We start from the raw sequence: 24,419 nt of genomic DNA, 5'->3' as shown, positions 1-24,419 counted from the left end.
GCGGCCCTAGCTCGCCTGTTGGCGCCGTGCCTGCCAGGCCGCGGCCGCCACGCAGATCGCCCAGCAGATCCAGGCCGACCACATCGTGTGGCTCACATAGTGCGCGCCGCGCGCCAGCTGGGCCCAGCCGAACAGGGTGCCGAAGACCAGCACACCGGCCAGCCAGAGCCGGGCGATGGCCGGGCGATCCTGGCGCCAGAGGAAGAACTGGCTGAAGAAGGCAAAGGCCGCAATCGCGTGGCCCGAGGGGAAGCAATGGCCACCGCCGCCATCCTTGACGCCCAGCAGCCAGTGCGGCACATAGGGTGAGCTGCCGCCGAACTCTTGCAGATCCCAGGGGCAGCTGGTCTGGCTGACCTGCTTGAGCGAAGGAATGGCGATCAGGCAGGCCAGGGTCACCAGCAGCCAGAAACGCCGCTCGCTGCGCGCCGGGCTGGGCAGGGGCGAGCGGTCGGGGCGGGCGATCCAGGGCCGGATCGCGTCGATGATCAGGGCGATGAAGATCAGCCAGGCCAGGCTGCGGCCGCCCTGGTGGCCGAGGCCCGCGGTCAGCCAGGCCTCGCGCCAGGCAAAGCCGCTGGCATCACCGTAGAGGCGCGAGATGCTCAGGTCCAGGCCACTCCATTCCCAGGCGGCTAGCAAGGCCAGGGCGATCAGGGTGACAAGCACATCACGGCGCCAGGCCGGCGGGTTGGCACTCACTTGGCGGCTCCTGTCTTGCAGTTCTGAGCCAAGTTCCAATCCGGGGCGAACACGCTGCTGTGCACGTCGAGCAGGCCCATCATGGTGTGGAAAAGATGGTCATGGCGGGTCGGCGGCTGCGGCTGGAGGGCGCGCTGGCGCAGGCACGCCATGTCCAGGCCGGCATTGGCGCCGAAGCCGGGGCTGGCCCACATCAGCATGGGCACTTGCGTCTGCTGCTTGGGGGCGATGGCATAGGGGATGCCGTGCAGGAAGAGGCCGTTCTCGCCCAGCGATTCGCCGTGGTCGGAGACGTAGATCAGGGCCGTGTCCACCTCGTCCGAGCGGGCCTTGAGCTTCTTGATCAGCTCGGCCAGCACATGGTCGGTGTAAAGCAGGGCGTTGTCGTAGGCGTTGACGATCTCTTCCTTGCTGCACAGGCGCAGATCGTCTTTCTGGCAGGCCGGCTTGAAGCGCTCGAACGCCTCAGGGTAGCGGCGGAAGTAGGACGGGCCATGGTTGCCCAGCTGGTGCATGACCCAGAGGTGGGTGGATGCGGACTGGCTCTTGGCGGCGCTCAGGCGGGCGTCCAAGTCGGCGATCAGGCCTTCGTCCATGCAGCGCTTGCCGTCGCACAGGCCGGGCGCGTTCTGCTCGCTCACAAAGTCATTGGGCAGGCCGTCGCAGACGCCTTTGCAGCCGCTCTGGTTGTCGCGCCACTGCACTTGCACGCCGGCGCGGGCCAGCAGATGCAGCAGGGATTCGCTGCCGCGGATGCGGGCCTCGTCGTAATCGCGCCGGCCGATGGGCGCGAACATGCAGGGCAGGGAGGTTTCGGTGTTGGTGCCGCAGGCCTCGACCGGCGGCAGGCTGATCAGCTCGGGCAGCTGGGCCAGCTGCGGCGTGGTCTGGCGGGCATAGCCGTTCAGGCCCCAGTTGGCGGCGCGCGCGGTCTCGCCCACCACCAGCACCAGCACCAGGGGCTTGGCGCGGGCGCTCATCTGCGCACCCGGCTTCGCGTCCAGGCCCAGGGGCTGGCGCGGCTTGGCCGCGCCTTTCAGGTCTTGCGCGATCACCGCGCCCAGGGACCAGATGTAGTTGGCCGGGGTGATCAGGTAGCGGATCTCCTTGTTGTTGCGCATCAGCGAGGAGAAAGGCTGGAACACCGACATGATGGCCGCCACCGCCGTGGCCAGGGCCAGCAACAGCACGCCCAGGCGCACCAGCAAGGCGCGCTGCCAGCTGCGCCGGCGCACGATCTCTACCCGCCACAGCGCCAGCAAGGGCAGGCCGGCCCAGAGCAGCACATGGCCGGCCATGCGCAGGCTCAGCAGCTCGGAGGCCTCGGCCGGGTCGGTGCGCAAGGTGTTGCGCAGCATGGTCGGGTCGAGGTAGACGCCGTAGGTCTGCATGTAGAAGGTGGAGCAGGCGGTGCCGATCAGCAGCACGGCGAGCACCGGCTTGATGGTCCAGCGGTGGGCCACCAGGCCGACCAGCAAGACATGCAGGGCCAGCACCATCACGCCGATGGCCAGGCCGAAGCTCCAGCTGCTGGCATCGCCGGCGACGCGGTCTTTGAGCGCGGCGGCGAAGAACAATCGGTTGGCGCTGAACAGCCAGAACAGGCTGGAGATCAGCAGCAGCTGCTCAACGCTGAGGGCCAGCGTGAAACGGCGGCGGGAAGAGGGGGATCCAGAGGTCCGGGAGTGGGCAAAGGCGGTCATCCCCGCATTGGAACCGATGCCGATGAAGGCAGCCTTAAGGGCTTGCCCCCGGCCCGCCCCGCAGCGCAGGCGGCTGGGCGTGTCGGGGGCAGAGGGCCGCAGCGCCTGGCGGCGTCCTGCGGCTCAGCTCATTTGCCGTCAGCGCGCGATCCAGGCATCGCTCCAGTACGCGCCCACGCCGGGCTCATAGGCGGTGGAGTTGCTGCTCCACTGCCGGCACCAGCCTTCGTAGGGGAAGGGCTTGCACTCGTAGACCTTGCCGTTCTTGGGCTGCAACACCTTGGTGCCGCCCTTGTAGCTGGCCAGGTTGTTCGGGAACACATGGTCATACGTGCTGCCGCCGGCTGGTTTGACGGTGATGGCATAGGTCTTTTGCAGCACATTGCCCCCGGCTTTGGGGCTGCCTTTGACGACCAGGCTGTAGGCGCCGGCGGTGGCGGGGTTGAGCGCCAGGTTCAGGGTCTGGCCGCTGTTGTTCAGCGACACGCTGGCCTGGGCCTTGCTGTTGCCGGCGGCGTCGAACAAGGTCGCGCTCACGTCCAGCTCGCCCACCGCGGTGACGCTGAAGCTGAGGTTCAGAGGCCCGCTGGCCGGCGCGGTGTACTCGGCGGCCACGCCGTTGACCAGCAGGTCGACATTGGGCGGCGGCGCCTTGTCGATCTGGATCTCGACCCGCGCCAGGCTGCTGTCGCTGCGCACAAAGACCTCGTTCTGGCCATAGGCCGGGCTGATGCTGCCGTCGGCGGCTTTCTGGCCGGCCTTGAGTTGGCTCTGCTCGGCATTGATGCGGCCGGCCAGCAGGTAGGGCCAGGTGTTGCGTTGGCCGTCCGTGCTGTTGGCGATGGTGATGCGGGTTTGGAACTCGGCGCGCTCGCCCTGGGCGTCGAACACCCGGGTGGCGACTTTGTCACCGGCGGCCAGGTCCACCGAGGGGTAGATGGTGCCCTTGGGGTTCCAGGTCGTGAGGGGCGGTGTGCCGTCGAACGTGACGTCCACCATGTTGTAGAAGCTGTTGGTCGTGTCGGCCACTTCCCAGACGCCCAGGATGACCTGGTAGCCGCTGCGTGCCGGCACGGTGCAGCTGTGGCTGACGTTCTTGGGGGGCTGCTTGCCGCCGCCGTCCACGGTGCAGAAGGGCTGGGCTTCGAAGGACGCCCGGCTCAACTTCAGGTTGGGGTTCCAGTCGGCGCGGGTGATGTAGTAACGCCAATTCCGCGTGGCATGGTTGGCGGTGAAGGTCCAGGCGAAGGTCTGGGCGCCGGCTTTGATGGCGCGCTTGGTCCAGCGTGTGCTGGTCTGTTCGTCCAGGGCGCCGAACTGCGTCAAGCCGGCGCTGCCGATGCGGCCATCGGCCGGGCCGCCGGCCGGGTAGCCCGAGCTGCCCTCCAGGCTTTGCGGTTCGTACTGCACGGGGCCGCAATTGCTGTTGCCACCTTTGCTGCAGAGCAGGCTGCGCGATTCGGGCGCGCTGATGTAACCGTGGGCGGTGGCCAAGACGGGCAGCGCGGCTGCCAGCAGGCCCAGAGCGAGGGAACGGAAGCGCATAAGGTCCTCCTTGTTGGGGTCGGACGATTCTGCGCAGTGCACGCAGGGCGCACAAGTGGTTTTTGATTGGGGTTTATCTGGTTTTATATTGGTCTTCTGTAACGTATGAAACCGGCGGTGTGTGCCGGCCACCGAATGTCAGCTGCGCGGTCAGGGTGAGGGCCCCGCAGCTCACAGCCCCAGCCAGGGGCTGCGCGTGATCGAGCAGGCCAACATGTAGGCCAGGGCCAGCAAGGCCAGCAGATAGCCCAGGCTGCGGAACTCACCCTGGCCCATGGCCCAATGCGCGCACACCGTGTAGCCCGCCAGGGCGATCAGCTTGGCCAGCAGCCAGCTGTCGCGCAGAAAGGGGTTCATGTAGAGCAGGGCCCAGAGGCTCAGGCCGGTGATGGTCATCAGCAGATCGATGCCAAAGACCAGCACGCTGAGGCGGCTGTCTAGCGCCCACTGGCCGCCGAACTGGAAGGCCAGGCCGCGCACCAGGAACAGCGCCACGCTGCACCAGGCCAGCAGCACATGGATCTCGCTCATCTGCACGTCGAATGAATACATGGCGTGAAGCTTGGTGATGGGGGCGGGGGATGTCAAGGAGGGGGGTGAACAGGTGAGCAGGTGAATGGGTGAATGGGTGAATCGTGAATCGTGAGTCGTGAGTCGTGAGTCGTGAGTCGTGAGTCGTGAGTCGGGTGGTGGCGCAAGGGGTGTTCAGCGGGTCACGGGGTCAGTTTTCATCCATAGCTCTGGTAAACGCCGCCCTTGCCAAGATGTTCGAGGTGTTGCGGTAGCGAAGACCGTCGGCTTCAAAGCTGGTGGCCTCGATCTGGTCCGGGTAAGCCAGCGGCAGTTCAGTGCAAGCCAGACAGACGGCACAGTCGCGGGCCTGCGCCGGTGTGCCCAGGCCACGCCGCCGACGATGCCGATTTTTTTCATGGATTCCGTCCTCGTGGGGGCATTGTCACCGGCACCTACCCGCAGCAAGCCGGCTTGCTATGCTCAGCAGCACCCGGCTTGAACCAGCCATTTGTTCACCTGCCCAAGGAACATCGCCATGTCCCGCCTTGCCACTTCGAGTCTTGCTCTGGCCGCCGCATTGCTGCTTGCCGGCCTTCCTCACAGCGCCGAGGCCGCCGCGCCCCAGGTCAAGACCCAGGCGCCGGGTTACTACCGCATGATGCTGGGGGATTTCGAAGTCACGGCCTTGAACGACGGCACGGTCGATCTGCCCATGGACAAACTCTTGACCGGCGCCAAGCCGGGTCAGGTCTTGCGCGCCCTGCAGCACGCTTACCTGGGCACGCCGCTGGAGACCTCGGTCAACGGCTATCTGATCAACACCGGAGCTAAGCTGGTGCTGGTCGACACGGGTGCCGCCACCTTGTTCGGCCCCACCCTGGGCAAGCTGCTGGGCCACCTCAAGGCGGCCGGTTACCAGCCCGAGCAGGTCGATGAGATCTACATCACCCATCTGCACGGCGATCATGTCGGCGGCCTGCTCAGCGAGGGCAAGCCGGCCTTCCCCAATGCCGTGGTGCGCATCGATCAGCGCGAGGCCGACTACTGGCTCAGCGAGGCCAGTATGGCCAAGGCTCCCGAGGCCGCACAAGGCGGTTTCAAGGGCGCCATGATGTCGATCAAGCCCTACCAGGAGGCCGGCCGCTTCAAGCCCTTCGAGGGTTCGCCGCAAGGCGTGGAGCTGGTGCCTGGCGTGCGCGCCGTGTCCACCTACGGCCACACACCCGGCCACAATGTCTACGTGGCCGAAAGCAAGGGCCAGAAGCTGGCCATCTGGGGTGACCTGATGCATGTGGCCGCCGTGCAGTTCCCCGACCCTTCGGTGACCATCCAGTTCGACAGTGACTCCAAAGCCGCCCGTCCGCAGCGCGAGAAGGCCTATGCCGATGCCGCCAAGAACGGCTATTACGTCGGCGTGGCTCATGTGGCCTTCCCCGGCATCGGCCGCCTGCGTGCCGACGGCAAGGGCTATGTCTGGGTCCCGGCGAATTACTCCAGCAAGCCCTGACGCTGAGGGCCCCGAGGTCCTGCATTCAATCCAGAATTGGGGCTTCAGCGGGCGCTGAGCGCCCCGGCGGGCCGGACTGCTGGTCTGTGCCGATTGCCGAGCTGTGGGCTTTGGGCGAGAGTGCCGGCCTGATGTCCACTCTCTGCCATGCGGGCTGAGGCCGCCTGCAGCGGCTGCGGCGCGCGCGGCCGCCGCCCGTGAGCACTTCCTCGACGCTTTCCCCCGCATCCGGCCTGCCGGCCAGCGACCGCGCCTTTTTTGGCCACCCCATCGGCCTGGGCTGGTTGGCTTTCTGCGAGCTGTGGGAACGCTTCTCCTACTACGGCATGCAGGCCTTGCTGGTGCTCTATCTGAGCAACTACCTGTTCCTGCCCGAGAACATCGGCCATGTCGCCGGCATTGAAACCTTGCGCGCCTGGATCGAGGGCGTCACCGGCCCGCGCTCGCCGCAGCAGCTGGCCTCGGTGGTGTTCGGCCTCTACGCCGGCCTGGTCTACCTGACGCCCTTGTTCGGCGGCCTGCTGGCCGACCGTTGGCTGGGCCGCACCAGGACCGTCGTCATCGGCGCCAGCATGATGGCCCTGGGCCATTTCCTGATGGCGTTTGAGGCCAGCTTCCTGGCTGCCTTGGCCTGCTTGCTGATCGGCGTCGGCTGCTTCAAGGGCAATATCGCTGCCCAGGTCGGTGCGCTCTATGTGCCCGGCGATCAGCGCCGTGCCAGTGCCTTCCAGATCTTCATGCTGGCCGTGCAGGTGGCGGTGATCCTCGCGCCCATCGTCTGCGGCACGCTCGGTGAAAAGGTGGCCTGGCACTGGGGCTTTGGCGCCGCCGGCGTGGGCATGCTGATCGGCCTGGTGGTCTATCTGGCCGGCCGCCGCTGGCTGCCGGCCGAGGCGCCGCGGGTCAGCGCCGCCCAGAACACGCTTGAGGCCAAGCCGCGCATGACGGCCAATGAGCTGGCCCGCTTGATCTTGCTGATCGCGCTGATCCCGGTGCTGATGCTGTCCATCGTCGGCAACCAGCAGTTCAACAATGCCTTCCCGCTGTGGTCGCAAAAGCATATGGACCTGGTCATGTTCGGCTGGCAGGTGCCGGTGACCTGGTTGCAGGCGGTGGACGCCTTCCTCAGCACGGCCACCATGATCGCCTCGCTGGCTTTCTGGCGCTGGTGGGCGACGCGCCGACGCGAGCCGGACGAAATCACCAAGATGGCGCTGGGCGCCCTGATGGCAGCTTGTGCGCCGGCCTTGCTGGTGATCGCCGCGGCCCAGATTGAGGCCACCGGCGAGAAGATCAGCTTCGCTTGGACGGTCGGCTATGCCCTGCTCAATGACCTCGGTTTTGCCAACATCCTGCCGGTCGGTCTAGCGCTCTATTCGCGCGCAGCGCCGCGCCGGATGGAGGGTTTGATGATCGGCATCTACTACCTGCACCTCTTCATTGGCAACACCTTTGTCGGCTGGCTGGCCGGCCTGCTGGACGTCCTGCCGGGCACGCAGTTCTGGGCCTTGCATGCCGTGCTGGTGGCGGCCGCGGGCGTGATCCTCGTGCTGGTCAAGCTGCTGCTGGGCCGGGTGCTGGAGCCGCAGCCGAGCGCTTGAGCTTCAGTCCCCGACCTGGTCGGTCGGGAACTTGAATGAATCCCGCGTCAGGTAGTTCATGGGTACATTGAGATTCATGTTCTTGGGCGGGATCGGAGCCTCGAACCATTGCTTGTAGAGCTTGGCCACCTCGCCGCTGCGGACCAGGCGGGCCATCTCTACGTCGACGAACTTCTTCAGCGCCGCGTCCTTCTTGCTCATCATGATGGACAGAGGCTCGATCGACAGCAACTTGCCGACCACGGCAAACTCATCGGGCTTGGGCGCGCTGGCGCGGAAGCTGTAGAGCAGGATGTCGTCCATCAGATAGGCATCGGCCTGGCGCTTGTCGACGGCGTTGAAGCATTGCTGGTCGTCGTCGCATTCCAGCAGCTTGATGCTCAGGCTCAGGTCTTGCGCCTTGGCCTTGATCAGGGGCGCCGAGGTCGTGCCCTTGGTGGTGATGACGCGCTTGCCGCCCAGGTCTTCCACCCGCTCGATATTGGAATCTTTGCGCACCAGCATGCGGGTGCCGGCGATGTAGTGCGGGATGGTGAAGGCCATGCCCAGCTTGTCGCGGCGTTCGCGGTTGTTGGTGGTGTTGGCGCATTCCAAGTCGACCTGACCCTCGGCCACGGCCGGGAAGCGCTGCTTGCTGTCCACCGCCTTGTAGCGCAGGCTCAGCTCTTTCAGCTTGAGCTCTTTTTTCATGCCCTCGGCCAGCTGCTTGCAGATCTCGATGGCATAGCCCACCGGCTGCTTGGCTCCGGGCAGATCGTAGGAGAAGGGAATGGCGTCGGCGCGGTAGCCGATCACCAGTTCGCCGCTGCTGCGAATGCTGTCCAGCGTGCCATTGCCAGCTTGCGCCGGGGCCGTCAGGCCACTCGCAATTGCGGCCGTGGCCGCGCTGATCAGAAGGGGCCAGGTCTTGCGCGGCTGCGGCCGTGCCGGGTGGGGGCGTTGTGTGGTCATTGCGATAGTTCGGGGCACGGCTCGCCCAAGGGCCGCCGGCTTGCCGGCACAAAGCGCAGTGCTGCCCGATTGGCAGCTGCGCGGCTGACCTGACGATAGCAGAGGCCGGGAGCGGCTCGGTGTAAGAAGCTGTGAACAGCTCAGAGCGCCTGCGCTGGCTCGCCCTCAAAGCCCATCAAGACGGCCGCCAGCTCCAAGGAGCGCCAGAGATGCGGCGGCATCTCCATGATCTTCTCGGGTGTCTTGGCGCGGGTGGTCCAGCTGAGGATCTCGAAGTGCTGCTCCGGGGTCAGCAGCTTGAGCGCCAGCATCTCGTTCAGGGTTTGCATTGCAGCTCCATGGGCCACCGGGCCTGTGGCTTCAGGCTAGCACAGAGGGATGCGTGTTTTTGCGACGCCAAGGCCGCAGTGCCTTGGCTCTGTCCCAACTCTGCCCGGCCTTTGCACGCAAGACGTGCACGGCGTTCACCGGGCGTCGCTTGATGCGCAGGCATCAAGCTCGGTCCCGGTTCACCCCTCCAGCCGCTTCTGGAAGACCAGGCCTGCGTGCTCCCGCAGCGCGTGGAACTTGATCTTGGGCCAGTTGGCTTCGATGGCGCGCAGCTCGGGGGCGTACTCGACCAGCACGGTGGGCGCGTCAACAGCGTCCAGGGCCATGCGGTGATCGTTGGCGTCGATGAAGCGCTTGAGCTCTTTCTCGTCGTCACAGGTCACCCAACGCGCCACCTGGAAGCGGCTGCCGCTGATGCGGGCCTTGCAGCCGTACTCGTGCTCGAGGCGGTGGGCCACCACTTCGAACTGCAGCTGGCCCACGGCGCCCAGCAGCAGCACGCTGCCGGCCATGGGGCGGAAGACCTGGATCGCGCCTTCTTCGCCGAGCTGTTGCAGGCCGGCTTTCAACTGCTTGGTCTTGAGCGGGTCGGCCACTTCGACCGAGCGGAACATTTCCGGCGCGAAGAAGGGCAGGCCGGTGAACTGCAGGGCCTCGCCTTCGGTGATGGTGTCGCCGAGCTGCAGCACGCCATGGTTGGGAATACCGATGATGTCGCCGGCAAAAGCCTCGTCCAGCAGCTCGCGCCGCTGCGACAGGAAACTCACCACGGTGTTCGGGCGTAACTCCTTGCCCGAGCGCACCACCTTGAGCCGCATGCCGCGCTCGAAGTGGCCCGAAGCCACGCGCAGGAAGGCGATGCGGTCGCGGTGGGCCGGGTCCATATTGGCCTGGATCTTGAACACCACGCCGGTGAACTTCGTTTCCTCGGGCTTGACCACGCGCTGCATGGCGGCGCGCTCACCCGGCGGCGGCGCCAGCTGCACCAGGGCGTCGAGGATTTCCTGCACGCCGAAGTTGTTGACGGCCGAGCCGAAGAACATCGGCGTCTGGCGGCCGGCCAGGAACTCGTCCAGGTCGAAGGTCGCGGCCGCGTCCTGCACCAGCTCGATCTCGCCCTGCGCCTGCTCGTACTGCATGCCGAAGCGCTCGGCATAGGCCGGGTTGTTGATGCCTTCCAGCACCTCTTCGTCACCGGCCACGCGGTCCTCGCCGGGCGAGAACACGCGCATGCGCTCTTCGCGCAGGTCCATCACGCCGTGGAAATGCTTGCCCATGCCGACCGGCCAGGTGAAGGGCACGACGGTCATGCCCAGCTCGCGCTCGATCTCGTCCATCAGGGCCAGCGGGTCTTGCACCTCGCGGTCCATCTTGTTGACGAAGGTCAGGATGGGCGTGTTGCGGGCGCGGCAGACCTGCAGCAGGCGGCGGGTCTGCGGCTCCACGCCATTGGCCGCGTCGATCACCATCAGGGCCGCGTCGACCGCGGTCAGCACGCGGTAGGTGTCTTCCGAGAAGTCCTGGTGGCCTGGGGTGTCGAGCAGATTGATCACGCAGTCGCGGTACTCCATCTGCATCACCGAGGAGGCGACCGAGATGCCGCGCTGCTTTTCGATCTCCATCCAGTCAGAGGTCGCGTGGCGCGAGGCCTTGCGCGCCTTCACCGAGCCGGCGATCTGGATCGCGCCCGAGAACAGCAGCAGCTTTTCCGTCAGCGTAGTCTTGCCCGCGTCCGGGTGGGAAATGATGGCGAAGGTGCGGCGACGCTTGACTTCGCTCTCGATGTGGGACGGGATGTGGTCGGGCTGCTGATCGGCGGACATGGCGGCGGGGCGCAGCGGGGCCGCGCGGATCTGGGAAAGGGGCGGATTATCGCAGCGCAGCCCCCGGTCGGCCGCAAGCGCAGCTGATCCCGGCTTGGCGGCATTCTGTCCTGCCGGCCTGGACGGTCAGGCATCGCCTGACTACGCTGCGTCTTCCTCCGCCAACGCCCGGATCCCTGACATGCACCCACCGACCCGCCGACGCCTCGCCGCTGCCTCAACACCCACGCTGCGCTCCTTCCGCCGGCCACTGCTGGCGCTTGCCTTGTCCGGGGCGTACGCAGCTCAGGCGGCCCCGGCCACCAGCCCGGCGCCAGGCTCGGCCGAGGTGCAGCCGCAGGAAGCCCGCATCGCGCGCGTGTTGGCCGGCTTGCGGCCGCCGGTCAGCTTTGTCGGCGATTCGACCTGGACGCTGCAGGAGCGCATGAAGCATTACGGTGTGCCCGGTCTCAGCATCACGGTGATCGACAAGAACGGCCTGGCCTGGACCCGCGTCTACGGCCTAGCCGATCGCGATGCCGGCCTGCCGGTGCGGCCGGACACCTTGTTCCAGGCGGCCTCCATCAGCAAGCCTGTTGCCGCCTTTGCTGCCCTGACCCTGGTGCAGGAAGGCAAGCTGGCCTTGCAGGAGCCGGTCAATGCGCGCCTGAAGGCCTGGCGCATCCCCGACAATGCCTGGACCGCCCAGGTGCCGGTCACCCTGGCCCATCTGCTCAGCCACACCGGGGGCCTCACGGTCCACGGCTTTGGTGGTTATGCGCCGGGCCAGACCCTGCCCGATGTGACTGCCGTGCTGGACGGCAAGCCGCCGGCCAACTCGGATGCCGTGCGCGTGAATCAGCTGCCGGGCCAGGCCTTTCGTTACTCGGGCGGCGGCTACACCGTGGCCCAGCTCTTGATGAGCGAAGCCGACGGCCGGCCTTTTGCCGAGCTGATGCAGCGCCGCGTGCTGGGCCCGCTGGGCATGGCCGAGAGCACTTTCGCCCAGCCCTTGCCGGCGCCGCTGCTGGCGCGCGCCGCGGCCGGTGTGTTGCCGGATGGTCGCGCGGTGCTCGGCAAGCGCCACAGCTACCCGGAGCTGGCCGCCGCGGGCTTGTGGACCACCTCGCAGGACCTGGCCCGATTCGCCCTGGGCGTGCAGGCCGCCTGGCGCGGCGACAAGACAGCGCTGCTGTCCACGCCCATGGTCAAGGACATGCTCAGCCAGCGTGCCGGCAGCGGCTACGGCCTGGGTTTCGGTCTGCCCGAGGAAGAGGGCGAGGTCTACTTCGCCCACGGCGGCTGGAACGAGGGCTTTTGCGCCAGCCTGATGGCCCACCCGAGCGCCGGCGTCGGTATGGCCATCATGATCAACGCCAACCAGCCGGCCTTGATGGACGAACTGCGCCGCGCTGTCGCCTTTGAATACCGTTGGCCCGGCTTCAAGGCCCACCAGCCGCTGCCGGCCAGCGCGGAAGCCCTGGACAAGGCGCCCGGCCGCTACCGCGTCAACGGCGAGCAGTTCATCCAGATCACGCGCCAGGGCGAGCAGCTCTTCATGGCTCGTGGCGGCGACACGGCGCACGAGCTGGTGCCGGTGGCTGGCGGGCGCTATCTGCAACGCGAGCAGGACGAGGCGCGCAGCTTCACCCCGGATGCCCAAGGCCGCTGGCAGTTGAAGCTGGAGCGCCGAGACGGCACAGCCCAGGTGCTGGCACGCCTGGCCGAGGCCGAGCGGACGCCGCGCGAGCTGCTGCTGGCGGGCGAGGCCAAGGCTGCCTTGGCGGCCTACCGGGCCCTGCGTGATGCCGGTGACGAAGCCGGCAGCGAGTCCTATCTGACCAACCAAGGCTATCGCGAACTGCGCGGCGGCAACAAGGCGGCGGCGCGCGCCCTGCTGGACCTGAACACCCAGCTCAACCCGGAGTCGGCCAATGCCTGGGACAGCCTGGGCGAGGTTCTGCTCAGCCTGGGTGACAAGCAACAAGCCGCCGCGGCCTATCGCCGCGCACTGGCATTGAAGCCTGAGCTGCCCTCGGCCAAGGCAGCCCTGGCCGCGCTGGAGCCCGCGGCGCGCTGAGCACCTGGGCAGCCCGGCGCTTGCTGCCCTAGCGCCCGCTGCTCATGCCGTAGCGCTGCGCCAGCTTTGCCACCGCGCCGCTCTTGATCAGCCTATGCAGGGCTTCGTTGATCGCGGCCAGGCGCCAGGGCGAGGCGGGCGAGACCAGGCATTGGGTGTCGGTGACGGAGAAACTGCGGCTGCTGATGTGGAAGCGCTCGCGCTCCTGCGGGTAGCGTTTGAAATAGCCGGCGATTTCCACCTCCGAGGTGATCAGGGCATCGGCCATGTCAAGGCGCAGGCGCCGGAACAGCAGGTCCACCTGGCTCTCATCAAGCCGGGTGACCAGGCCGGCCTCAAACGCAGGCTGCAATTGCGGGTACTGGTAGCCCAGCAGCACGGCCACGCGCCGACCGTGCAGGTCCTGGTGGCTCTCGAAGGCCAGCGGTGCTGTGGCCAGGGACACCACCCGCTCGACCTGGGGTACCACGGCCACGGTCCAGTTCTCGCCCGTGCCCGGCATCCAGAGCGGGCTGAAGTAGCAGGCGATGTCGGTGTCGCCACCCATCACCGTGGCCTGCATGCGGCGGCGTGAAACCAGCTGATGCTGGGCCTGTGTGCCCAGCTCGGCAGCGATCAGATCGCCCAGCTCCTTGAGAAAACCACCGCTGAGTTTGTTCGGGCCGCTGACGGTGAGCAAGGGGTAGGCCATGGCCTCGGTATGGGCCATGCGCAGCGCAGGTGGGCGCGCTGCTGGCTCGCTCGCGTGCAGCGGTAAGGTATGGAAAGCCGCAGCCAGAGCCAAAGCCGCAGGTCGGGCGGTGCGGGCGTTCACGCCGGATGCTCCCAGCCGCCCGCGCAGGCACTGCGCACCTGGGCGAGCAGGCGGTCCACCGCAGGCTCGCGCGCACCTGCCGCGACGACCGGCCGCAAGGCCTCGCGCGTGGCCGCCTCGCCCTGCAGATGCAGCATCAACCAGGCCGCCAGCAAGGGCGCGGCGAGGCCGCCGCTGGCCGTGGCCACAGGGCCGTGGGCATGAAAGGGCTCGTTCTCCAGAACCCGCACACCGGCCTCCAGCAGCCACGGGCGGGTGGCGGCATCGCAGCAGGCCGGCATATCGCCCAGCAGGCCCAGGCGGGCCAGCAGCAAGCTGCCGGAGCCGAGGGCGCCGACGCGCTGGCGCAAGGGGTCGAGCTGCAGGCGGTCGAGCAGGGCCGAGTTTTCGGCCAGTGCGCGGTTGTAAAGGTTGGAGCCGAACAGCACGGCCTCGGCTTCGTTGGCCCATTCCAGGGGCCGTTGCAGTTGCAGCTGCACGCCATTCATCGAACTGATGGCGCTACCGGGCCCGCACAGCTCGGCCGAGCAGCCCAGGGGGCGCAGGCGGTTCAGCAAGCCCAGGGTGATGAAGCAGTCCAACTCGTCGAAACCATCGAAGCAGACGATGGCCACCCGTGTGGAGGCGGGTGCGTTCAGACCGGTGGGGGTGACTTCACGCATGGCCTGATTGTGAGGCCGGGGTTACATTGCGCGCCACTCCCCGGCGCATTCGCGCGCCATGGCTTTCCCTATTTTCTTGAGCTGACATGTCCGCCATACCCGTATTTCCGCCCCCGGGCGCTTCGATCGACACCCGACGCTGGGCCTGGTTGCCGCCGGTGGGAACCTGGGGCTACTACACCTTGCTGGCCGCCATCGGCATGCTGATCCTGGGCCCGCTGGGCGGGATCGCGGCGGCCTTCATGAATTTCTCGATTGGCTTTTATGTCGGTGGCCAGGTGCTGGCCGGCATCCTCGGCTCGGTGGTCACCTATGGCTACGGCGCCGAGGGCAAGCATGGCGCCAACTACATCCAGACCACGGCCGCGTCCGTGGCCGGCATGATGGCCATGAGCACCCTGATCCAGGCCATGGCCTGGATGGGCATGCCCGAGGTGCCGGCCTGGCAGCTGGTCACCTACATGCTCTGCATCGGCATGATGGCCGCCGGCATCGGCATGCTCTACACGCCCATCCTGGTCGAGCGCATGCAGCTGACCTTCCCCTCGGGCCTGGCCGTGGCCAACATCCTGCGCGCGCTGACCGACCCGGTGCTGCTCAAGCAATCGGTGTCGCGCTTGTTCGGCGGCATGGGGGCCGGTTTACTGGGCGGCGTGGGTGCGGCCAAGCTGGCTTTTCTGGGTGCCATCGAGTTGTCGGCTTCCACTTTCGGTGCCGGCCTGATCGTCGGCGCCCGGGTCGGTATTCCGGCCATCGTCGGCGGCTGCATCTTCTGGGCGCTGGCGCCGTATTTCGTCAGCATCGGCTGGCTGAAAGACGGTGAGCCCTTCCGCAAGATCGCCTTCCTGATCGCCCTGGGTCTGATCCTGGGCGCGGCCGTGGTCGACCTGAGCCTGATTTTCTGGCGCGTCGCCCGCCGCCTGACCCAGCCGGGCGAGCGCGTCGTCGTGCCCGAGGAGCAACGCACGGGTCCCAAGGCCAGCCTGCCGCGCCTGCTCGCCTGGGTGGGTGTCTGGACTGTGGCCACCATCGTCTGCGGCGTGCAGTTCTTCAACGAGCCCCTGGGCTACATGATCCTGGCCGTGGCCCTGGTCTACCTGTTCGTCATCGTCAACGGCATCTCCCTGGGCCTGACCGATTCCAACCCGATCTCCAGTGCCTTTGTCGTCACCGTGCTGATCTTGGCCAGCATCGGCCTCAAGGACCCGATGCTGGGCCTGATGGCCGCGATGGTGGTGTTCGTCTCGGCCAGTGTGGCCGGCGATATGCAGCAGGACCGCTCGACCGGCTGGCGCCTGGGTTCGAACCGGACCCTGCAATTCCGCTTCCAGGTGGCCGGCCTGCTGCTGGGCTCGGTGCTGGCGGTGGCCGTGGCCAAGTTCTTCATGACCGCCTACCCGGTGCTGCAGCTGGACCAGACCGTGATGAGCGCCGACCAGGCTCCCGCGCAATGGACCTCGGCCATGACCTACAAATTCGTCGGTGCCCTGCGCAGCCTGACCGAACCCAAGCCCTACCAGACGCAGGCCATCCTGATCGGCGTGCTGATCGGCTTTGTGACCGAGCTGCTGCGCAAGATCATCAAAGCCAACAAGAGCTACCAGCGTTTCGCTGCGGGCAGCAAGGCCGGCTTCGCCACCGACTTCATGCTCGACGCGGTGGTGCTGCCCAGCCCCTACGCTTCGTCCTTCGGAGGCTTCGTCAATCTGCACACCTCGATGTGGTTTGCTGCCGGTGGTGTGATCTCCAGTGCCATCAACACCTTCGCTCCCAAACCCAAGCCGGGCGAGAACGAGCTGCCTTCGGACATGAGCAGCACCTCCCTGGTCGGTGGTGGTTTGATCGCCGGCGACGCCCTGGCCGCGCTGGGCCTGGGCCTGGCGGGCATGGCGGCGGTGCTGGGTTGATCGGCCATGGCTGATCTGTCACCCGCCGAAGTGGCGCGCGTTCGCGCCCTGGTCGAGCGCGCCGATGAGCGCGCGGACGAGGGCGAGTTTGAGGCCGCGCTGGACCTGTTCGAGCAGGCGCTGGAACTGCTGCCCGAGCCTTGGTCTGCCCATGCTCAGGCGCAGACCCTCTTGTTCTCGATCGCCGACATGCAGTTCCTGCTGGAGGACTTTGAAGCCAGTGGCGACACCTTCAGCGCCCTGCTGGCCAGCTTCGAGTCGGCCCGGGCCGAGCCCTTGCCGCAGCTGCGCCTGGGCCAATGCCTGGTGGAGCAGGGCCGGGAGGCCGAGGCCTTGCCGCTCCTGCAAGCGGTGCTGAAAAGCGCAGGCGAGCAGGCTTTCCGTTATGAGGATCCGAAGTATCTGGAGCTGGCTCGACGCACGTGAAGGTATGTGTACGCTGAAAAGCCCGCCGCACAAGAACTGATGATCACAGCAGCCGAGCTACGACGGTCGCCGCCAGACGCCGGCCCTGTGTCCTCAGGAGAACGTTCAAACCTTCAGCCATTCGAAGAAGCTGGGCGGCATGGCTTGCGTCCGTAGCACTTCGAGTGAACGCACATCCACGGTGGTGTTGCAGCCCAAGAGCGGGACTTCAATCACTTCGGCTTGATTCGACCATTGCACATCGATCAGCAGCACGCCGCCCTGCATCCGTGCAGGCGACCGTGCGCGCCCATGGCCGTAGAGTTTCATCGTCTTGCCGAACTCGTGGCGTTTCTTGAGGACGATGAGGTCGCCGGCGACGATTCGCTGGAAGCGTGAGGTTTGCGCCTTGTCTTCCAAGAAGTCAAAGCTGCAGTGCCCTGACGTTCGCCACTCCAAGTCTTGGCGCTTCTCGAACTGGGCATCAGGACAAAAGCCCAGGAACACGTACTCGGTGTCCACGCAAGTCGCGGTGACCAATGCCTGGAGCACCTCCTCGGCTTCATGGTCTCCGGCCTCCGCTTTGGTCTTTGCGTTGCGCCCCAATTGCTGCAGCTCGTCCCGGCTCATCAGTCCTGATTGGATGCGGGCCAAGGTCTTGGCGTAGCGTGAGCCTGTTGCGTTCACGCTAGCGCTCCTTCACGGGCTTTGTCGTTGCTGTCCTGCTCGCTTGGGCGGGCATGCAGCGTCAATCGTTGGGTGGCGGGCTTCCACGTCACTTGCTCAAGTCGGCACAAATGCCCGTCAAAACGCATGTGCGTCCAAGGCAGCTGCGTTGTGGGATCGATCAGTCGGAGCAAGGTTTCTGGCTCGCAGCGGCGTGCGGCGATGCTGGGTCCCTTGGGGTCGAATTGAACCCGGACGTGTACACGGCCTTCGGCGTCGAAGAGGGCCAGATACTCGGGGGCCTCGAAGGGTGGTGATCGGTCGTGCATCTTCAGTTGCGAGTCAGGCCATGAACGCGCGTGCCCAGCTTGGATTTCTCCAGGCTTTCGCTGCGCAGAATTTCCTCGCTGGTCGCGTTCCATGGCAGTACACGGAGCACCGAGAACAGAAAGTCATGGTGTGCCTGCGGGTTGTGACTCAGCAGTTCTTGAAGGCCGATATTGCCGCCGTGACCCGACTGAACGTAGTCGCTCCAGCGTCCCCACAGCCCTAGGGCGCCCGCGGCAGAGCCCACATACAACTGGCCCGTCTGCCGATGCTGGATCAGGTAAACGGCCTTCACCGCTTGCAGTTTGGCCAGCCAATCTGGGTTGGCCGTGGGGTGTGCCATCAGTCGCCGGAGTTCAGTGAAGCTGAGCAGCAGTTCCGAGTAGCCCGGGAAGCTGCCCATGGACCCCGCTTCTTGCAGGCCGACCACGGGCTTGTCGATTCCGTGGGCTGTGCCTTTGCCATCGTTCAACCATTGGTGCCAAGCCAGGGCGCTGTTGCCCCAGTCGATGACAACGCGGTCGCTCAAGGCGTCGAAAGCGTCAAGGCGGCGCAGCTGGTAATGAATGTCACCTTCCTTGAACTGCAGGCCGCGGAGCCCTGTCGGAACATCGCTCGCCACAGCCGGACGCTTTGACTCCACCTGATACACGCCGATCAACTTGGCCTGCGTGCCAGCTTCCAGGGCCTCGAAAGCCACGATCACATCGCATTCGAACACCGCGGCGGACTGGATGGCCTGGTAGGCATCGAAGAGCCCGGCGCAGCGCAGCTCTGCAATGCTCTGCGCCTTGTGCTTGTGGCGCACGAGCTTGATTTTCTGATTCAGGTCCAGGCCGCGCAGCGCGAGTAGTTCTCGGATAGTGAGGATGTGCATGAAGATGGAACAGGCGGAATCCGCTGAGATGGGTGGTTCAGATCGCGCCGCCACTTGGGGCTGCGAGGGAGCGGGATGTTAGTGACTTTCCACTGACAGAACATGCCAGGAGAGCAAGTCATGCTGTCAGGGCATCTGCCTTGCGCACAGGCGGCAGGAGGGTCCTGGCGCGATGAGTCTGACCTATACCGGATCATTTCGGCGTTATGGCACCGTTTTCGAAACAATGTCTGGGCGGTCGCTGCCCTCAGCACCACCCAAGAGTTGGTGCTGTCCATGAGGGATCAGCAGCTGTGTTTCGATGCGCATGGCAGGCAACTGATCTATGAAGACAGGCTGCCTGAATGGCTGGGCAATGAGCTGGGGAGCCGGGAACTCAAGGGTTTGCTGGAGCGGGCGCAGCGCGATCCACTGACGGTGCGCATGGTCATCACCCATCTCTTCGGCGATGCCGCACGGGCACAGATGGGTCAGGTTTCCAATGAGGCGCTGATTCGAAAGGCCCTTTCGGTGCGATCCGAGCTGCAAGGGCAGGTGGTCGCCTTTGACGACGACGCCCTTCGCATGGAGTTCCTCAAAGCCACTGCCTGAACGGCGAAGGCGATCGACTCAGTGGATGCTCAGTCCTTGAACACGCCCCTGAGCATCCATGCGGTTTTCGGGCCTGTGCCGGCAGCTGCCCGGTGCAGGTGGCGCACCGTCGGGCTGCGCCCACTGTCTGCTCAGTCCTCCAACAGACTCCTGAGCATCCAGGCCGTCTCTTGGCTGCGCCGACAGCCGCCCGGTGCTGGCGCACCGGCGGGCTGCGCCCTCTGTCTGCTCAGTCCTCCAACAGACTCCTGAGCATCCAGGCCGTCTCTTGGCTGCGCCGATAGCCGCCCGGTGCTGGCGCACCATCGGGCTTCGCCCTTTGTCTGCTCAGTCTTCCAGCAGACTCCTGAGCATCCAGGCCGTCTGTTCATGCACCGTCAGGCGTTGGGTGAGAAGGTCGGCGCTGGGCTCGTCGCTGGCTTTGTCCACGGCGGCGAACAGGCTGCGTGCCGTGCGGGCCACGCCCTCATGGCCTTCGACAAGGATGCGCACCATCTCCAGGGCCTTGGGCGGCTGGGTCGGTGCGTCGGGCAGGCTGCTGAGTTGGGCGAACTGGGCGTAGGAGCCCGGCGCCACATGGCCCAGCGAGCGGATGCGCTCGGCGATCGGGTCGACCGCGTTCCACAGCTCCGTGTACTGGGCCATGAACATGGTGTGCAGGGTGTTGAACATCGGCCCCGTCACATTCCAGTGGAAATTGTGCGTGGTCAGGTAGAGCGTGTAGGTGTCTGCGAGCAGTTTGGACAGGCCGGCGGCGATGGCGGCGCGGTCTTTTTCGCTGATGCCGATATTGATGCTGCTGGCGTTGGACTTGGCGGCGACGGGCTTCTTGGCCATGAGGACTCCTGTTCGAGAGTAAAGAATATGGACGGGCTGGCAAACACTATAGAGCGGCGGCGTCAGGCTTGGCGTGTCGCGCGCCTTCAGTCCTGGCTGCGGCGCAGCAGGGCGCGGGCATGGTCGGCCAGGGCATGGCGCAACGCGGCCGGCTCCATGATCTCGAAATCAAAGGGCAGGGCCGCCAGCTCGCGCGCCAGGCTGGCCAGATCGTCGATCTGGGCCTTCAGCACCACGCCGCCCTCGGCGCGCGCTTCCAGCAGGCCGAGCTCGGGGTAGAGGGCGCGGCGGGCGGCGTCCAGCTCGGTGTACAGGAGCAGGCGTACTTGGTGGGCACGCGGCAGGCGGGCCAGGGCTTCATTCAGAAACGCCAGCACATCAAACTCTGCCGGGCGGCCGAAGCTGGCGGCCAGAGGCTGCACCGCCAACACCCGGTCCAAGCGGAAGGAGCGCAGGGCCTGGCGCAGATGGCAGAAGCCCACCGCATACCAGGCGCCACCGCGCAGCCCCAGGCCGTAGACATCGAGCTGGCGCTCGCTGCAACTACCGTCGCGGTCCTGATAACGAAGGCTGACGCGCTGCTGCGCCCGGGCGGCTGCGCTCAAGAGCGCCAGTTCCGCTTGCACACCCGCTGGCCGCCCATCGGACGGCGCTGCGCCGCGCCGCAAGTCCAGGGCCACGGTCTCGTGAACATCGCTGAGTCGGCGCTTCACCGCCGCGGGCAGCACCCGTTCGAGCTTGGCGCGGCTGCTGTGCACGGCCGGCAGCATGCCGTCCAGGCCCAGCTCGCGCGCTGCCCGCAAGCCCATGGCCAGTGCCAGGGCCTCGTCGCTGTTGAACATCAGCGGCGGCAGTTTGTGGCCGGCGCTCAGGCCGTAGCCGCCGTCGCGGCCGCGCTGCGCCGCCACCGGAATGCCCAGCTCGACCAGATGGCCGATGTAGCGCCGCAGGGTGCGCACATCGACACCCAGGGCTTGCGCCAGCTCAGGCCCCGGGCTCAAGGCCTTGGCCTGCAGCAATTCCAGCAGGGCCAGGACGCGTCGGGTCGGGTTCTCCTGTTGCATACCGGGCGGATTATGTCCGGTATGCCTTCTAGACTGGCGGCCTGTGCCCCCGAGCATGCAGCCCTTCAGCTTTCCTCTGCCTCCCATGGAACCGACCCACAGCCTCTGGATCTTCTTTGTCCTCACCTTCGGCATCATCGTCCTGCCGGGCCTGGACATGGCCTTCATCGTCGGCACGGCCGTGGCGGCGGGCGCGCGCGCCGGGGGCGTGGCCCTGGCTGGCATCGTCGTCGGCGGCGTGATCCATGTGCTGATCAACCTCAGCGGGCTGGCGGCCTTGCTGCTCTGGTGGCCGGCGGCCTTCAATCTTTTGTTGCTCGCGGGTGCGGCCTATATGGCCTGGATCGGCTGGGGCATGGTGCGCGCGGCCTGGCAGCCGGCTGTTGCTGCTGCAGCCGAGGACGTCAGCCAGCCTGCCCGCCTGCCGCGGTCCAGCCTGGCGATCTTCAGCAAAGGCGTCTTGAACTGCCTGCTCAACCCCAAGGCTTATGCCTTCATGCTGGCTGTGTTTCCGGCCTACTTGCAGACCCAGGAGCGCAGCGTGCTGGCCCAGGCGGCCCTGCTCAGCGCCATCATTGCCGGCAACCAGATCGTCATCTACGGCACGGTGCTGCTCAGCGCGCTCGGCGCGCGGCGCGTGGCGGCTCCGGGCGCGGGTGCCCAACGCGGCTTGCTGGCGGGCGTGGGCCTGCTGTTGATCGCTGCCGCGGCCTTGACCCTGCTCAGTGCCTGGAAGTGAGGGCCGGTCGGCTCAGTCGCAGCCAACCCCGCTCGACGCAGGACTGCGGCGCGCTGAGCAGCTCGCTGAGATCGGCCAGCGTGCCACTCTCGGCGCTCTGTGACAGGCCGCACCAGGTGTTGCGGCCGGCGCGCTTGGCCATGTAGAGGGCCTGGTCGGCCAGACTGACGATTTGCTGCCAGTCCAGGCGCTCGGGCTGCTCGGCGATGAAGGGCAGGGCGGCAAAGCCGACCGAACAGCTCAGGGCCAGGCTGCCGCCATCGATGACAAAGGGCTGTTCGGCCACAGCGGCGCGGATGCGTTCGGCGAACAGCGGCCCGCTCTCGGCGTCCACGGCGCGCGCCACCACCAGGAACTCCTCGCCACCCCAGCGCACCAGATAGTCCGACTCGCGGCAGGCGCGGCGCAGGCGCTCGCGCATCTGCACCAGCACGGCGTCGCCGGCCGGATGGCCCCAGTCGTCGTTGACCCGCTTGAAATGGTCGATGTCCACCAGCAGAAAGACCAGGTCGGACTCCGTCGGACGTGGCCGTTCTGGCTGGCGCCGCCAGTCCTGGTACAGGCGCAGGCATTGCGCCACTTCGGTGGCCAGGTGCTGTTCCAGAAAGCGCCGGTTGCGCAGGCCGGTCAGCGGGTCGGTCAGGCTGATGTCTTTCAGCGACTGGTAGGCCCGCTCCAGCTCCATATTCTTTTCGACCACCTCGGCCTGCGCCGCGTGCAGGCTGGCCAGCGTGGCCTCCAGGCGCCGGTAGTTGCGCGTGTTCTCCAGCGCGATCGAGCTGTAGGCGGCCAGGCTGCGGAAGATCAGGCGTTCGCGGTCGGCATAGGCAAAAGCCTGGGTGGACTGGATGGACATCACACCCAGCACGCGCTCATTGGCCAGCAAGGGGATGAACATGGCGCTCAGGGTCAGCTGCGTGCCGGGCGCAAGGTTTGGCGTGCTGTCGGGGGCGATGTCGAGAAAGATCTCGCAGCGCTCGCGGGCGCAGCGAGCGACCTGCGAGTCGCTGGCGTCCAGGGCGATGGCAAAGGCGGTGATCGGCCGGCCGTTCTCGGTGCCATAGGCCAGACGCAGCTCGGCGGGCTCCGCGTCGAGCAGGTAGATGGCGAAATGCTGGGTGCTCAGCAGGCCGTGGACATTGCGGTCCAGGGTGGCGTAGACCGCCTGCTCCTGCAGATGGGCGGTGATCTCCTGGCCGATCAGGCTGAGCTTTTCCAGCGTGGCGCCGGTCTGGCTGAGCAGCTCGGCGCGCTCGGCCGAGGCCGAGGCCAGCTGGCGCAGATGTTCGCTCTCGGCTTTGACTCGCTCGTTCTGGAACTTGGCCTCGACCGAGAGCAGGCGCCGGCTGACCTCATGGCGATGCACCTCCTCGGTGGCCGCCCTTGCCTTGCAGGCGTAGACATAGGCTTGCTGGCCTTGGCCCAGGCGCGCGTACTCGACAGCGATGGCGTCATAGAAGCTGGGCGGCACGTTGTGCGGTGCGTCGGCCGGGAACACGGCCAGGGCTTTCAGCAGGTAGTGCAGGCCGGCACTGGCCTCGCGCAGGTCCGGCGGCGCCGGCAGCACATGACGGCCGTGCAGCTTGGCCATGCTGCGCAGGGCTTCCGCGTGGTCGAGGGCCATGTCGGTGGCGGCCACCAGTTCGATCGCCCGCTGTGCGGTTGCCCAGGCCTGCTCGGCGCGGCCCAGCTCGGACAGGCATTCGGTCGCCACCACCATCGCGCTCAGGCGCAGGTCCAGACTGCGCGGGATGGCGCCGGGCGCCTCCAGACGCAGGGCCGTGGCCAGGGCCGCCTCATACTGGCGCTGGTCGCGTTGCAGCTCGGCCAGGTAGAGCAGGCCCATGGTGTAGATCCGCGAGCCCTGCACGGGCGCCAGCAAGCTCAGGCCTTCATTGAGCGAGGCCTGCGAAGCCTCCAGCTGGCCGAGCCGGCATTGCACCGTACCCACCTGCAGCAGGGCCAGGCCGAGCACCAGGGGCCAGCCAGTCGGCCGCGCGATGTCCAGGCAGCGCTGCATCCATTCCATGGACTGCCGCTCGTCACCCAGATTGGAGAAGGCCACGCCCATGGTGGTCAGGGTCAGGGCCAGTTGGCGCCGCATGCCAGCCTGGGTGAGCTCGGTGACGGTGTCGCTGCAGAGTCGGAGCACCGTGCTGAAATCGGAATGGCGCAGGGCCTCGAAGCTCATGAATTCATTGCACAGCAGATGCAGGGCCGGGTGCGCCGGGCGGGCCCGCAGCTCGCGCACATGGCCCATCCACTGCGCCGAGGCGGCCGGCCCATCCTGGCGCAGGGCGGCCAGGGCGACATTGAGCTGGGCGAACTCCATGCGCAGCTCGTCGTCGCTGCCGACGGCGACGCTGGCAGCGGCATCGAGCTCGCGACAGCGCAAAGGCAGGTCGTAGCGGTCACCGGCGATCTGGGCCAGCAGCAGATGGGCGTCGGCCAGCACCGCCATATCGCCGAGCTTGCGCGCCTGCTCGACCACGGTGCTGGCTTGCGCTTGGGCCGAGTCCAACTCGGCGAACAGCCAGGCGCATTCGGCCTTCAGCAGCTGCAGACGCAGGCGCAAGAGCGCATCGGCCTGGGCGGAGGCGAGCGGGCGATCGCCGTTCAAGTCCTCCAGCAAGGGCTCGATCATCTGCAGGGCGCGGCGGGTGTCGCGCTCGCGCAGATGCCAGGCCCAGGCGACCCGATCACCGAGCGCTGCGGCCGGGCTGGCGGTGCTGACGCGCGCCTCCAGGCGGGCGAACTCAAGGTCGGTCAGGATCAGCTGCATGGCACGCATTCTGT

General features: G+C 66.7%; 21 protein-coding genes. 7 read left to right on the top strand and 14 right to left on the bottom strand.

Annotated elements, in window-relative coordinates; all coding sequences use genetic code 11:
• Window positions 1-6: 6 nt before the first annotated feature.
• The 4 genes from ACQY39_RS02875 to ACQY39_RS02860 all read right to left on the bottom strand — a co-directional run bounded on the left by ACQY39_RS02875 (window position 7) and on the right by ACQY39_RS02860 (window position 4,502).
• Window positions 7-702, bottom strand: a complete 696-nt coding sequence (locus tag ACQY39_RS02875) for a phosphatase PAP2 family protein (protein ID WP_428503390.1) — start codon at window positions 700-702, stop codon at window positions 7-9.
• Window positions 699-2,405, bottom strand: a complete 1,707-nt coding sequence (locus ACQY39_RS02870; RefSeq protein ID WP_428503389.1) for a phosphoethanolamine transferase — start codon at window positions 2,403-2,405, stop codon at window positions 699-701. Before ACQY39_RS02870 ends, ACQY39_RS02875 begins: the two co-directional genes overlap by 4 nt.
• Before the next feature lie 138 nt (window positions 2,406-2,543).
• Window positions 2,544-3,950, bottom strand: a complete 1,407-nt coding sequence (gene gbpA, locus ACQY39_RS02865; protein ID WP_428503388.1) for an N-acetylglucosamine-binding protein GbpA — start codon at window positions 3,948-3,950, stop codon at window positions 2,544-2,546.
• 171 nt (window positions 3,951-4,121) lie between these two features.
• Window positions 4,122-4,502 carry a SirB2 family protein gene (locus ACQY39_RS02860; protein ID WP_428503387.1) on the bottom strand — a complete coding sequence of 127 codons (381 nt, stop codon included), beginning with the start codon at window positions 4,500-4,502 and terminating at the stop codon, window positions 4,122-4,124.
• A 496-nt stretch (window positions 4,503-4,998) separates the two neighbouring features.
• Between ACQY39_RS02860 and ACQY39_RS02855 the strand changes: the two genes are divergently transcribed.
• Window positions 4,999-5,970 (top strand): MBL fold metallo-hydrolase, encoded by a 972-nt coding sequence (locus tag ACQY39_RS02855; protein WP_428503386.1) that lies wholly within the window; start codon window positions 4,999-5,001, stop codon window positions 5,968-5,970.
• 197 nt (window positions 5,971-6,167) lie between these two features.
• Entirely contained in the window at window positions 6,168-7,571 is a 1,404-nt protein-coding gene (locus tag ACQY39_RS02850) for a peptide MFS transporter (RefSeq protein WP_428503385.1), read from the top strand.
• Window positions 7,572-7,574: 3 nt separating this feature from the next.
• Here the strand turns inward: ACQY39_RS02850 and ACQY39_RS02845 are convergent, their stop codons facing one another.
• The 3 genes from ACQY39_RS02845 to ACQY39_RS02835 all read right to left on the bottom strand — a co-directional run bounded on the left by ACQY39_RS02845 (window position 7,575) and on the right by ACQY39_RS02835 (window position 10,675).
• A complete protein-coding gene (locus ACQY39_RS02845; RefSeq protein ID WP_428503384.1) occupies window positions 7,575-8,522 on the bottom strand; it encodes an amino acid ABC transporter substrate-binding protein in 948 nt (315 codons plus the stop codon).
• A gap of 140 nt (window positions 8,523-8,662) precedes the next feature.
• Window positions 8,663-8,851 (bottom strand): hypothetical protein, encoded by a 189-nt coding sequence (locus ACQY39_RS02840; RefSeq protein ID WP_428503383.1) that lies wholly within the window; start codon window positions 8,849-8,851, stop codon window positions 8,663-8,665.
• A 180-nt stretch (window positions 8,852-9,031) separates the two neighbouring features.
• Window positions 9,032-10,675, bottom strand: coding sequence for a peptide chain release factor 3 (locus ACQY39_RS02835; protein ID WP_263515750.1), 1,644 nt, complete (start codon window positions 10,673-10,675; stop codon window positions 9,032-9,034).
• A gap of 181 nt (window positions 10,676-10,856) precedes the next feature.
• On the opposite strand from ACQY39_RS02835, the gene ACQY39_RS02830 reads away from it, so the two are divergent.
• Window positions 10,857-12,734 carry a serine hydrolase domain-containing protein gene (locus tag ACQY39_RS02830; RefSeq protein WP_428503382.1) on the top strand — a complete coding sequence of 626 codons (1,878 nt, stop codon included), beginning with the start codon at window positions 10,857-10,859 and terminating at the stop codon, window positions 12,732-12,734.
• A gap of 28 nt (window positions 12,735-12,762) precedes the next feature.
• On the opposite strand, the gene ACQY39_RS02825 is transcribed toward ACQY39_RS02830, so the two are convergent.
• Both ACQY39_RS02825 and ACQY39_RS02820 read right to left on the bottom strand, forming a co-directional pair.
• Window positions 12,763-13,548 carry a substrate-binding periplasmic protein gene (locus tag ACQY39_RS02825; RefSeq protein WP_428503381.1) on the bottom strand — a complete coding sequence of 262 codons (786 nt, stop codon included), beginning with the start codon at window positions 13,546-13,548 and terminating at the stop codon, window positions 12,763-12,765.
• The gene (locus tag ACQY39_RS02820; RefSeq protein ID WP_428503380.1) at window positions 13,545-14,210 is read right to left on the bottom strand and encodes an AraC family transcriptional regulator; all 666 of its coding nucleotides are present in this window, start codon (window positions 14,208-14,210) and stop codon (window positions 13,545-13,547) included. The genes ACQY39_RS02825 and ACQY39_RS02820 overlap by 4 nt, the downstream gene beginning before the upstream one ends.
• Window positions 14,211-14,296: 86 nt before the next feature.
• On the opposite strand from ACQY39_RS02820, the gene ACQY39_RS02815 reads away from it, so the two are divergent.
• Window positions 14,297-16,117 (top strand): OPT/YSL family transporter, encoded by a 1,821-nt coding sequence (locus ACQY39_RS02815; protein ID WP_428503379.1) that lies wholly within the window; start codon window positions 14,297-14,299, stop codon window positions 16,115-16,117.
• Between the two features lie 6 nt (window positions 16,118-16,123).
• On the top strand, window positions 16,124-16,543 hold the full coding sequence (locus ACQY39_RS02810; RefSeq protein ID WP_428503378.1) for a tetratricopeptide repeat protein: 420 nt from the start codon (window positions 16,124-16,126) through the stop codon (window positions 16,541-16,543).
• 105 nt (window positions 16,544-16,648) lie between these two features.
• Here ACQY39_RS02810 and ACQY39_RS02805 read toward each other — a convergent pair whose 3' ends face one another.
• Window positions 16,649-17,209 (bottom strand): hypothetical protein, encoded by a 561-nt coding sequence (locus tag ACQY39_RS02805; protein WP_428503377.1) that lies wholly within the window; start codon window positions 17,207-17,209, stop codon window positions 16,649-16,651.
• Window positions 17,210-17,519: 310 nt separating this feature from the next.
• Window positions 17,520-18,392: a GIY-YIG nuclease family protein gene (locus ACQY39_RS02800; protein ID WP_428503376.1), complete on the bottom strand. Its 873-nt coding sequence runs from the start codon at window positions 18,390-18,392 to the stop codon at window positions 17,520-17,522.
• A gap of 120 nt (window positions 18,393-18,512) precedes the next feature.
• On the opposite strand from ACQY39_RS02800, the gene ACQY39_RS02795 reads away from it, so the two are divergent.
• Complete coding sequence (locus ACQY39_RS02795; RefSeq protein ID WP_428503375.1) at window positions 18,513-18,983, top strand: hypothetical protein; 471 nt, start codon at window positions 18,513-18,515, stop codon at window positions 18,981-18,983.
• Window positions 18,984-19,310: 327 nt separating this feature from the next.
• On the opposite strand, the gene ACQY39_RS02790 is transcribed toward ACQY39_RS02795, so the two are convergent.
• Both ACQY39_RS02790 and ACQY39_RS02785 read right to left on the bottom strand, forming a co-directional pair.
• Window positions 19,311-19,820 (bottom strand): Dps family protein, encoded by a 510-nt coding sequence (locus ACQY39_RS02790; RefSeq protein WP_428503374.1) that lies wholly within the window; start codon window positions 19,818-19,820, stop codon window positions 19,311-19,313.
• Between the two features lie 86 nt (window positions 19,821-19,906).
• Window positions 19,907-20,884, bottom strand: a complete 978-nt coding sequence (locus tag ACQY39_RS02785) for a helix-turn-helix transcriptional regulator (RefSeq protein ID WP_428503373.1) — start codon at window positions 20,882-20,884, stop codon at window positions 19,907-19,909.
• 85 nt (window positions 20,885-20,969) lie between these two features.
• Between ACQY39_RS02785 and ACQY39_RS02780 the strand changes: the two genes are divergently transcribed.
• Window positions 20,970-21,623 (top strand): LysE family translocator, encoded by a 654-nt coding sequence (locus ACQY39_RS02780; RefSeq protein WP_428503372.1) that lies wholly within the window; start codon window positions 20,970-20,972, stop codon window positions 21,621-21,623.
• Here ACQY39_RS02780 and ACQY39_RS02775 read toward each other — a convergent pair.
• Complete coding sequence (locus ACQY39_RS02775; RefSeq protein WP_428503371.1) at window positions 21,607-24,405, bottom strand: diguanylate cyclase domain-containing protein; 2,799 nt, start codon at window positions 24,403-24,405, stop codon at window positions 21,607-21,609. The two genes, ACQY39_RS02780 and ACQY39_RS02775, sit on opposite strands and share 17 nt — an antisense overlap.
• Window positions 24,406-24,419: the final 14 nt, after the last annotated feature.

It is taken from the genome of Roseateles sp. (assembly GCF_965262435.1).
Classification (GTDB): domain Bacteria; phylum Pseudomonadota; class Gammaproteobacteria; order Burkholderiales; family Burkholderiaceae_C; genus Paucibacter_A.
The sequence above is the reverse complement of the archived record's forward strand: the minus strand, read 5'-3'. Positions and strand labels throughout refer to the sequence as shown.

Excerpts from the sequence above, each read along its gene's own strand:
- ACQY39_RS02870 (WP_428503389.1), bottom strand. The coding sequence starts at position 2,405 with ATGACCGCCTTTGCCCACTCCCGGACCTCTGGATCCCCCTCTTCCCGC.
- gbpA (WP_428503388.1), bottom strand. The coding sequence starts at position 3,950 with ATGCGCTTCCGTTCCCTCGCTCTGGGCCTGCTGGCAGCCGCGCTGCCC.
- ACQY39_RS02860 (WP_428503387.1), bottom strand. The coding sequence starts at position 4,502 with ATGTATTCATTCGACGTGCAGATGAGCGAGATCCATGTGCTGCTGGCC.
- ACQY39_RS02855 (WP_428503386.1), top strand. The coding sequence starts at position 4,999 with ATGTCCCGCCTTGCCACTTCGAGTCTTGCTCTGGCCGCCGCATTGCTG.
- ACQY39_RS02845 (WP_428503384.1), bottom strand. The coding sequence starts at position 8,522 with ATGACCACACAACGCCCCCACCCGGCACGGCCGCAGCCGCGCAAGACC.
- ACQY39_RS02840 (WP_428503383.1), bottom strand. The coding sequence starts at position 8,851 with ATGCAAACCCTGAACGAGATGCTGGCGCTCAAGCTGCTGACCCCGGAG.
- ACQY39_RS02835 (WP_263515750.1), bottom strand. The coding sequence starts at position 10,675 with ATGTCCGCCGATCAGCAGCCCGACCACATCCCGTCCCACATCGAGAGC.
- ACQY39_RS02830 (WP_428503382.1), top strand. The coding sequence starts at position 10,857 with ATGCACCCACCGACCCGCCGACGCCTCGCCGCTGCCTCAACACCCACG.
- ACQY39_RS02820 (WP_428503380.1), bottom strand. The coding sequence starts at position 14,210 with ATGCGTGAAGTCACCCCCACCGGTCTGAACGCACCCGCCTCCACACGG.
- ACQY39_RS02815 (WP_428503379.1), top strand. The coding sequence starts at position 14,297 with ATGTCCGCCATACCCGTATTTCCGCCCCCGGGCGCTTCGATCGACACC.
- ACQY39_RS02810 (WP_428503378.1), top strand. The coding sequence starts at position 16,124 with ATGGCTGATCTGTCACCCGCCGAAGTGGCGCGCGTTCGCGCCCTGGTC.
- ACQY39_RS02800 (WP_428503376.1), bottom strand. The coding sequence starts at position 18,392 with ATGCACATCCTCACTATCCGAGAACTACTCGCGCTGCGCGGCCTGGAC.
- ACQY39_RS02795 (WP_428503375.1), top strand. The coding sequence starts at position 18,513 with ATGCTGTCAGGGCATCTGCCTTGCGCACAGGCGGCAGGAGGGTCCTGG.
- ACQY39_RS02790 (WP_428503374.1), bottom strand. The coding sequence starts at position 19,820 with ATGGCCAAGAAGCCCGTCGCCGCCAAGTCCAACGCCAGCAGCATCAAT.
- ACQY39_RS02785 (WP_428503373.1), bottom strand. The coding sequence starts at position 20,884 with ATGCAACAGGAGAACCCGACCCGACGCGTCCTGGCCCTGCTGGAATTG.
- ACQY39_RS02780 (WP_428503372.1), top strand. The coding sequence starts at position 20,970 with ATGGAACCGACCCACAGCCTCTGGATCTTCTTTGTCCTCACCTTCGGC.
- ACQY39_RS02775 (WP_428503371.1), bottom strand. The coding sequence starts at position 24,405 with ATGCAGCTGATCCTGACCGACCTTGAGTTCGCCCGCCTGGAGGCGCGC.